8 protein-coding genes are annotated in these 7,945 nt (G+C 52.5%); 4 read left to right on the top strand and 4 right to left on the bottom strand.

Features of this window, described 5'->3' with window-relative positions; translation table 11 throughout:
• Positions 1 to 436: 436 nt before the first annotated feature.
• Positions 437 to 601 (top strand): transposase, encoded by a 165-nt coding sequence (locus tag FFS57_RS02585; RefSeq protein ID WP_137936188.1) that lies wholly within the window; start codon positions 437 to 439, stop codon positions 599 to 601.
• Between the two features lie 82 nt (positions 602 to 683).
• Here the strand turns inward: FFS57_RS02585 and FFS57_RS02580 are convergent, their stop codons facing one another.
• Positions 684 to 1,103: an AraC family transcriptional regulator ligand-binding domain-containing protein gene (locus tag FFS57_RS02580; protein WP_137936187.1), complete on the bottom strand. Its 420-nt coding sequence runs from the start codon at positions 1,101 to 1,103 to the stop codon at positions 684 to 686.
• A gap of 138 nt (positions 1,104 to 1,241) precedes the next feature.
• Here FFS57_RS02580 and FFS57_RS02575 point away from each other — a divergent pair, with 138 nt between their 5' ends.
• The 3 genes from FFS57_RS02575 (at position 1,242) to FFS57_RS02565 (ending at position 3,883) form a co-directional block, all read left to right on the top strand.
• Entirely contained in the window at positions 1,242 to 1,721 is a 480-nt protein-coding gene (locus FFS57_RS02575; protein WP_137936186.1) for an Mpo1 family 2-hydroxy fatty acid dioxygenase, read from the top strand.
• Positions 1,722 to 2,012: 291 nt separating this feature from the next.
• Positions 2,013 to 2,759 (top strand): DeoR/GlpR family DNA-binding transcription regulator, encoded by a 747-nt coding sequence (locus FFS57_RS02570; RefSeq protein WP_137936185.1) that lies wholly within the window; start codon positions 2,013 to 2,015, stop codon positions 2,757 to 2,759.
• Positions 2,760 to 2,761: 2 nt separating this feature from the next.
• Complete coding sequence (locus FFS57_RS02565; RefSeq protein ID WP_349306712.1) at positions 2,762 to 3,883, top strand: oxidoreductase; 1,122 nt, start codon at positions 2,762 to 2,764, stop codon at positions 3,881 to 3,883.
• A 455-nt stretch (positions 3,884 to 4,338) separates the two neighbouring features.
• Here FFS57_RS02565 and gatB read toward each other — a convergent pair whose 3' ends face one another.
• The 3 genes from gatB to gatA are packed head-to-tail and all read right to left on the bottom strand — an operon-like array spanning position 4,339 to position 7,894.
• Positions 4,339 to 5,781, bottom strand: coding sequence for an Asp-tRNA(Asn)/Glu-tRNA(Gln) amidotransferase subunit GatB (gatB, locus tag FFS57_RS02560; protein ID WP_502705893.1), 1,443 nt, complete (start codon positions 5,779 to 5,781; stop codon positions 4,339 to 4,341).
• Between the two features lie 14 nt (positions 5,782 to 5,795).
• The gene (gene rhtB, locus FFS57_RS02555) at positions 5,796 to 6,419 is read right to left on the bottom strand and encodes a homoserine/homoserine lactone efflux protein (RefSeq protein ID WP_137936183.1); all 624 of its coding nucleotides are present in this window, start codon (positions 6,417 to 6,419) and stop codon (positions 5,796 to 5,798) included.
• A gap of 23 nt (positions 6,420 to 6,442) precedes the next feature.
• The gene (gene gatA / locus FFS57_RS02550) at positions 6,443 to 7,894 is read right to left on the bottom strand and encodes an Asp-tRNA(Asn)/Glu-tRNA(Gln) amidotransferase subunit GatA (RefSeq protein WP_137936182.1); all 1,452 of its coding nucleotides are present in this window, start codon (positions 7,892 to 7,894) and stop codon (positions 6,443 to 6,445) included.
• Between the last annotated feature and the right edge of the window lie 51 nt (positions 7,895 to 7,945).

Here is a 7,945-nt window from a genome sequence, read left to right as displayed (position 1 = left end):
AGTGAAAGTACGCTTTTAGCATAAATCAGCTGGGGGTTTTGGGCGCTTTCCCCAACTCGGCGATTCATCGCGAGCCTAACTTCCATGCCAAATGAAAGTTCGATCCCGCCCTGGTGGGCACGGACATGTTCTATTTCTACATGTCAAAATCATAATTTTAACTAAGTGGATCTGGCTCGTAATTCAAGCTATCCGTAAATACCTCCTGCTTAGATAGTTTTGCTGGATGAAGTGTGCTGATGTCGGTAATGCCGTCAGCAGGTCCCCCATAGGCCGGGCCGAAATGCGATTCGAAGCGCATGAACAGCTACAAATCGGAACCAGCGATACTGTTGATTGCCTGCTAATCATCCAAGACGTTGAACAGCATGCTGTTACTGCATCGCTCTTGGGTTTGAACTGTCCTCCAGTAGTTGGAGACAACCTGGGAGGTTTCATGAAGACATTCGACGTTAAATTCAAACGGAAGGTGGTCCGGGAGTATCTTTCTGGCAAGGGAGGATACAAAATCCTTGCCGCCAAATTCGACATTACACGTGTGAGTTCAAGCTGGAAGTGTTACACCGCCTTGCTGCTGAAAGCCGGCGCTCCCAAGAAATAGCGGCGTTTTGCTATGACATTACTCCGTCAGAGTGCTACTTCAACATAGCCCTGACAGAGCACACGTAAAGGTTTTATTTTAGTTATGTAAGGCAACTATTATTTCCTGACAGATGGTAGACCAGCCAATTGCATGGGTCGGATTCCATCAACTGCAAGTGGGCCGCGTCACTGATCAGGCGCTGGTAGCGCTGCATGTGCCGAATGGTGTCACGGAGCGTGGCGGTAGATAGCAAGGTAAACGCTACGATAATGAAACTGGCAGGCTTGATCTGTTCGCCCATGTGCAGGCCGAACAATGGGTCATGGCTTAGCGTTGCTGCTGCCTGCCATTTGCCGACGACCTGATCGATTGGCAGGCGTCCCGGTGATTGTTGGAACAATGCGAGGGGTAGGTTCGCCGCTTGGCAAAGCTGCTCCAACGTCATGCCATGAACTGCCGCGGCATCCACGATGCTGTGAATCCAGCTGATCGCAACTGTGATGGTTGGTGTAGTGGGCATGAGGTGTTGATGTGAGCAAGTGACGCTATAGTTAAAACAGGCAGCTTGTCAGGTCAATGATCATACCAAGTGTTTGATAATGACCATACAACTGCATGGAAAGAGGCGTTAACGCCCGGATACTCAAGGAGACACACCATGACGCTGAACGAATGGCTTGCCAGTTATGGCGAAAGCCACCAAAACCCAGTCAACATCCTGATTCATAAAATCTGTGTGCCAACCATTGTTTTTACTGTGTTCGGTTTACTGTGGAGCATTCCGGTGCCTGATGTCATGCGTCATTCCATCCTGATCGGTGGAGTAGGGTATGGCAATGTGGCAACGTTCGCATTCTTGCTGGGGCTGCTGTTTTACCTGTGGTTATCGTGGATCATGGCGTTGGGCATGGCAATCATGTGTTGTGCTATGTTGGCATTGCTGGGTGTGCTGGAATTGGCGGGAATGAACATTCTGTGGCTATCCATTATCGTGTTTGTCCTGGCCTGGATTGGGCAGTTTGTCGGGCACCAGATAGAAGGCAAGAAGCCTTCCTTCTTCAAAGACCTGCAGTTTCTGCTGATTGGCCCCGCCTGGACATTGGCAGCCTTATACCGTGTCTTGCATATTCGCTATTAACCTTATCTGCATGATGTTGTAACACCAATCGCGATGCATGTGATGCATGCATCGTTGCCCCCGTATGTCAATGCATGATGGGCGTGCTTGACGTGCTCATCAAATTTGCCGACACCTGCGGCAAAACCTGTCCACTACTGTTTCATTCTTCATTTCAACAACCTTCATACCTAGCATAATCAAGCTGACTCCATATGCTGATATGTGCGTCTATTTGTACATATTTGCGGTTTTCTATACATAAAGCCGCAAATATTTGCAAAATTTCGATCAATGCCGCATCATGGCCAGATGTTTACAGCAGAACGACAGCAGGTGATCCTGCAACGATTGACCGATGAAGGCCGGGTAAGTGTGGGTGACCTGGCGCGTTGGCTTGAAGTATCTGATGACACCATCCGTCGGGATTTACAGCAGTTGGCCAAGCAAGGTCTGCTATTGAAAACACATGGCGGTGCAGTGTTGTTGGACGTGCCAGCCATGAGCCGTGAAGCACGTCAGCAATTGGTTCCTGAGGTCAAAACTGCACTGGGGCGAGCGGTTGCTGAACAGATTCCGCCGGGTAGCCGCCTGATGCTGGATGCAGGAACTACGGTGCTGGCGGTGGCTCAGGCACTGACGGGGCCCGCCGCGGTGCTGACCCATTCGCTGGATATTGCCAACGTATTGTCCATCAAACCGGATATCACCCTCATCTTGACGGGTGGTTTGTGGGATCCGCGGCAACGGTTGTTTCATGGGCAATCTGCCATCGAAACCATCCGCAATTTTCGCGCGGATATTGCCATTCTCGGTGCTTGCGCTCTCCATCCTCGATGTGGCGTTACTGCAACCGATCAAGCCGATGCAGAAGTTAAGCGAGAACTGATTCGCAGCAGTGCAGAGCAATGGCTGGTGCTGGATCATATGAAGTTTGACCGGGTTGAACCTCATGCTGTTGCGGATCTGACCAACTTCCAACGGTTGTATTGTGACCGGGCACCTGCTTGGCAGTCGTTCCCTTCCACACTCCACCTGACCACTGTCGAGGCTGCCTGACGATGATATCCAATCCATTACGTGTTGGCCTGATTGGGTATGGCTTTGCGGGTAAAACCTTCCATGCGCCGTTGATTCAGTCGATTTCAGCCATGACGTTGTCCAGGGTTGCATCCAGCCAACCTGCAAAAGTCTTGGCCGACTACCCATTGGTGGTGGTGGATAGCTCACCATTGGCTACGCTTAACCATCCAGACATCGACTTGGTGGTAATTGCCAGCCCGAACGATTCCCATGCATCGTTGGCCATGCAGGCATTGCAAGCCAACAAGCACGTGGTGATCGACAAACCGTTTACCCTCACGGTTGCTGAAGCTGAAGCCCTGCTGGCTGAAGCCAGATTCCGTCATCGTCTGTTGTCCGTGTTTCATAATCGGCGCTGGGACAGCGATTTTCTCGCCTTGCAGGCAGTGATCACAAGTGGGCGATTAGGGAACGTGGTTCACCTGGAATCCAATTTCAATCGCTTCCGCCCGGAGGTACGTCACCGCTGGCGGGAACAGGATCAGCCCGGTGGTGGCCTGTGGTACGACCTGGGGCCGCATTTGATCGATCAGGCATTACAACTGTTCGGTATGCCACAAAGCGTCACCGCCAGACTGGCCAAATTAAGGCCGGGGGCTGTCGCTACTGACTGGGTTCATGTGGTGCTGGACTATGGCCGCAGGCAAATCGTACTCCAGGCATCGGTTTTGGTCGCGGGTGGCATGCCACGCTTCGCGGCACACGGCACCTTGGCCAGTTGGACCAAATTCGGCCTGGATACTCAGGAGGATAGTCTGCGGGATGGTCAGCAACCCGGTTGTATGGACTGGGGCTTAGATCCACTGCATGGCACCCTGTATCTGGGTGAAAGCGGTGCCGTCGAGTTACTACCCGTTCCCTCCGGTGATTATCGCCACTATTACCAAGGTATTGCCGATTCCATTCAGCAAGGCGGTGCCAATCCGGTCCCGCCTGAACAAGCGCTGGCGGTCATGGTGGTGCTGGAGGCAGCCTTGAAATCTGCGAAGTTCAATCAAACCATCTCTTTGCCCACCACCGTATCGACAGACAAATCGACCTCCTCACGAGCTAAACAGCATAAGGACTCGTTAACAATCGATCCGGCCAACTACAATTAACGGGTAAGCAATGCCATCATGTGAAAGTAATCTATCTTGGTGATCTTCACATCTATGGTGGTGTGGTTGGAATTGGACTGCTTAAAGCCTTAACTGATTTGTCAGTGTTGGAGGCACATCATGTGCAAGCATATTATGCGTGATTGTTGCGGATATTGGCTCTGACACGGTATTCACTAGATGTTGAACTTGCACAATGTTTTTCGCTCTGAGGCCGATGGCATGTGCTGCTTATGACAGGTCTTGAACAGGTTCTCCGTTACAAACAAAACCTATGTGACGTTATTCCCTAAACTGCCCGTAGCTTTATACAGGTTTCGCTTACCAGCTTATCCAAAACCAAGTCGCTGAGTCTTGTCAGAAGTGAGTTTGAATTAAACGCGACGATGTAAGGCGCACCAAACAAAAAACGCCGGAACCTGGCGTTTTTTGCGACTGACTCAGTCAGAAACCACTTAACCCAGTTTCTTCTTCATCAATTCATTGACTTGAGCTGGGTTGGCCTTGCCCTTGCTGGCTTTCATGACTTGGCCAACCAATGCATTGAAGGCTTTGTCCTTGCCGGATTTGTATTCGGCCACCATATTGGCATTAGCTGCCAATACTTCATCGATGATGGCTTCGATGGCGCCAGTGTCGGTAACTTGCTTCAAACCTTTGGCATCGATGATGGCATCGGCATCGCCTTCGCCAGCCCACATTGCGGCGAACACGTCTTTCGCAATCTTATTGGAGATCGTGTTGTCGCTGATGCGCTTGATCAGCCCGGCCAGCATGGTAGGTGTCAGCGGGCAGTCGGCCAGTTCCTTTTCTTCGCGGTTTAGGGTGGCGGAAACTTCGCCCATCAACCAGTTGGCAGCCAGTTTGGCGTCTGCACCGGCGGCTACGGTTGCTTCAAAGAAGGCAGCCATGGTTTTGGTTGCAGTCAATGTGGTGGCGTCATAAGCAGGCAAGCCAAATTGCGCCATGAACCGTTGTTTCATGGCCGCAGGCAATTCAGGTAACGCAGCTTTGATGCGTTCGATCCAGGCATCGTCGATATACAACGGCAGCAGATCGGGATCTGGGAAGTAGCGGTAATCGTGTGCATCTTCCTTGGTCCGCATCATGCGGGTCTTGCCGGTGGCGGGGTCAAACAGCACGGTGGCTTGCACGATCTTGCGGCCGTCTTCAATCTCGTTGATCTGCCATTGAACTTCGTATTCAATCGCCTGTTGCAGGAACTTGAAGCTGTTCAGGTTCTTGATCTCGCGGCGAGTGCCAAACTCTTTCTGGCCTTCAGGGCGAACCGATACGTTGGCATCTACACGGAAGCTGCCTTCCTGCATATTGCCATCACAAATACCCAGCCAAGTTACCAAGCTGTGCAGTTGCTTGGCGTAGGCTACGGCCTCGGCGGCGGAACGCATTTCCGGCTCGGAGACAATTTCCAGCAAGGGTGTGCCGGCACGGTTCAAATCGATGCCTGACATACCGTGGAAGTCTTCGTGCAGGCTTTTACCAGCATCTTCTTCCAAATGCGCGCGGGTCAGGTTGATGGTTTTTTCCTGTTCGCCTACCTGAATGGTCAGCGAACCGCCTTCTACAACTGGCAGCTCAAATTGGCTGATTTGATAGCCTTTGGGCAGGTCAGGGTAGAAGTAATTCTTACGGGCGAAGATCGACTTCTGATTGATCTTGGCGCCAATGGCCAAACCAAACTGAATGGCTCGCTCCACGGCACTACGGTTCAGCACTGGCAATACGCCTGGCAAGGCGATGTCTACCGCACTGGCCTGACGGTTGGGTTCGGCGCCAAAGGCAGTCGAGCTGCCCGAGAAAATTTTGGATTGGGTCGAGAGCTGGGTATGGACTTCCAGACCGATGACGACTTCCCACTTCATGGTTGTGTTCTCAATTCCGGTTCAATTGGTTATGCGCTACGTTTGAAGGTGGCCAACAGCACACCAGCACCGACAAACAAACTGCCGAAGGTACGGTTCAGCCAAGTCACATGGTGCGGTTCACGCAACGCGCTCAATACTTTGGAGGCCAACAAGGTATAGCCGCTCATCACGACCAGATCGGTAAACACCAGACTGGCCGCGCAAATAACATACTGCTGTAACTGCGGGGCATGCGGGTCGATAAACTGTGGCAACACCGCCAACATGAAGATGATGCCTTTAGGGTTGCTGGCATTGACCAGAAACCCTTCCAGTATCAATTGCCGTGGCGACGCACCGTGGTCAGTTTCAAATTCCATCGGCTTGGCTTCAGCACGCCATTGTTGAATACCCAGCCAGATCAGGTAAGCCACACCAACCCATTTGATGACGGTGAATGCCATGGAACTGGCTGCCAATACGGCGCCCAGCCCGGCTGCCACAATGGCGACCAAAAACACTACGCCCAGTTGCAAGCCAACGATGTTGTACAAACCCTTGCGGTAACCATAACGCATGCCTGTGCTCATCGACTTGATGGCGCCTGCACCGGGTGACAGGCTGATCAGCCAGCAGGCGACAAAGAAGGCAAGCCAAGTATGCAGTGTCATGGTCAATCCTTGCTAATCCGGCATTACAGCGCAGGGGCTTTCAAGTGCCAGTCGGTTACTTGTTGATACTGATGAGCGACATTCAGAATCTTCGCTTCGGCGAAATAGTTGCCGATGATTTGTAGCCCAACCGGACGACCTTGTGCGCCAAAACCAACTGGGACACTCATGCCAGGCAAGCCTGCCAGGTTGATTGCCAGGGTGTAGATATCTGCCAGGTACATCGCGACCGGGTCATCGGCTTTCTCACCCAGATTCCACGCGACCGTCGGTGCAACCGGGCCCATGATGACATCGCAGTACTTCAGTGCTTCTTGGAAGTCATTGGCGATCAGACGGCGTAGTTGTTGGGCTTTGATGTAGTAGGCGTCGTAGTAACCATGCGACAGTACGTAGGTGCCGGTCAGGATGCGGCGTTTCACCTCAGTACCGAATCCCTCTGCACGGGATTTCTTGTACATGTCGTTGAGGTCGCCATATTCCGCTGCACGATGCCCATAACGAACGCCGTCGAAACGCGACAAGTTGCTTGAGGCTTCGGCAGGTGCAATCACGTAATACGATGCAATGGCCAGACGGCTGCGTGGCAAGCTGACTTCAACAACCTCTGCACCCAACTTCTTGTATTCGGCCACGGCTGTTTCAATAGCGGCAGCTACATCGCTGGATAAACCGTCGCCAAAGTATTCCTTCGGCAGGCCGATCTTCAAGCCGGTCAAAGGTTGCCCTAATTCACGGGTGTAATCTTCCTTGGCGCGATCTAGGCTGGTTGAGTCGCGCATGTCAAAGCCGGCCATGACATTCAACATCAGCGCGCAGTCTTCAGCTGTTTTGGCAATTGGGCCGCCTTGGTCCAGGCTGGATGCATAGGCGATCATGCCGTAGCGGGATACATTGCCGTAAGTCGGCTTGATGCCGGTAACGCCACAGAATCCAGCTGGTTGGCGGATGGAGCCGCCTGTATCGGTGGCGGTGGCAGCAGGCGTCAACCGGGCAGCGACTGCGGCGGCGGAACCGCCAGAGCTACCACCAGGAACCGCTTTGTGATCCCAAGGGTTTTTTACCGGGCCATAGTGGCTGTTCTCGTTGGATGAGCCCATGGCGAACTCGTCCATATTCAATTTGCCCAGAATCACGCCGCCAGCAGTGTTGAATTGTTCAATCACATGGGCGTTATAGGGCGATACAAAATTGGACAGAATCTTTGAGCCGGCGGTAGTCAGCCAACCTTCGGTGCAGAAGATGTCCTTGTGTGCGATTGGAATACCGGTCAATGGTGCGGCATTCCCTGTAGCAAGGCGGGCATCTGCAGCAGCAGCCATCGCCAGCGATTTGGCTGGATCGACGGTAATGTAGGCATTCAGTGCCGGGTTCAATGCGGCGATGCGATCCAAAAACAGCTGTGTCAGTTCGACACTTGAAATCTGCTTGGTCTGTAAGGCCGTTGAAAGTTGCTTTAGGCTGGATTCAATCATGCTGTGTTCTTCGTCAAAGTCACCCTCAAGTCCGCTGCGGATATATTCGCG

The organism is Chitinivorax sp. B (genome assembly GCF_005503445.1).
Taxonomy (GTDB): Bacteria; Pseudomonadota; Gammaproteobacteria; order Burkholderiales; family SCOH01; genus Chitinivorax.
This window is presented reverse-complemented; position numbering and strand designations above follow the sequence as displayed.

Bases quoted from the DNA above. Each gene is read 5' to 3' on its own strand.
- FFS57_RS02585 (WP_137936188.1), top strand. From the start codon at position 437: ATGAAGACATTCGACGTTAAATTCAAACGGAAGGTGGTCCGGGAGTAT.
- FFS57_RS02580 (WP_137936187.1), bottom strand. From the start codon at position 1,103: ATGCCCACTACACCAACCATCACAGTTGCGATCAGCTGGATTCACAGC.
- FFS57_RS02575 (WP_137936186.1), top strand. From the start codon at position 1,242: ATGACGCTGAACGAATGGCTTGCCAGTTATGGCGAAAGCCACCAAAAC.
- FFS57_RS02570 (WP_137936185.1), top strand. From the start codon at position 2,013: ATGTTTACAGCAGAACGACAGCAGGTGATCCTGCAACGATTGACCGAT.
- FFS57_RS02565 (WP_349306712.1), top strand. From the start codon at position 2,762: ATGATATCCAATCCATTACGTGTTGGCCTGATTGGGTATGGCTTTGCG.
- rhtB (WP_137936183.1), bottom strand. From the start codon at position 6,419: ATGACACTGCATACTTGGCTTGCCTTCTTTGTCGCCTGCTGGCTGATC.
- gatA (WP_137936182.1), bottom strand. From the start codon at position 7,894: ATGATTGAATCCAGCCTAAAGCAACTTTCAACGGCCTTACAGACCAAG.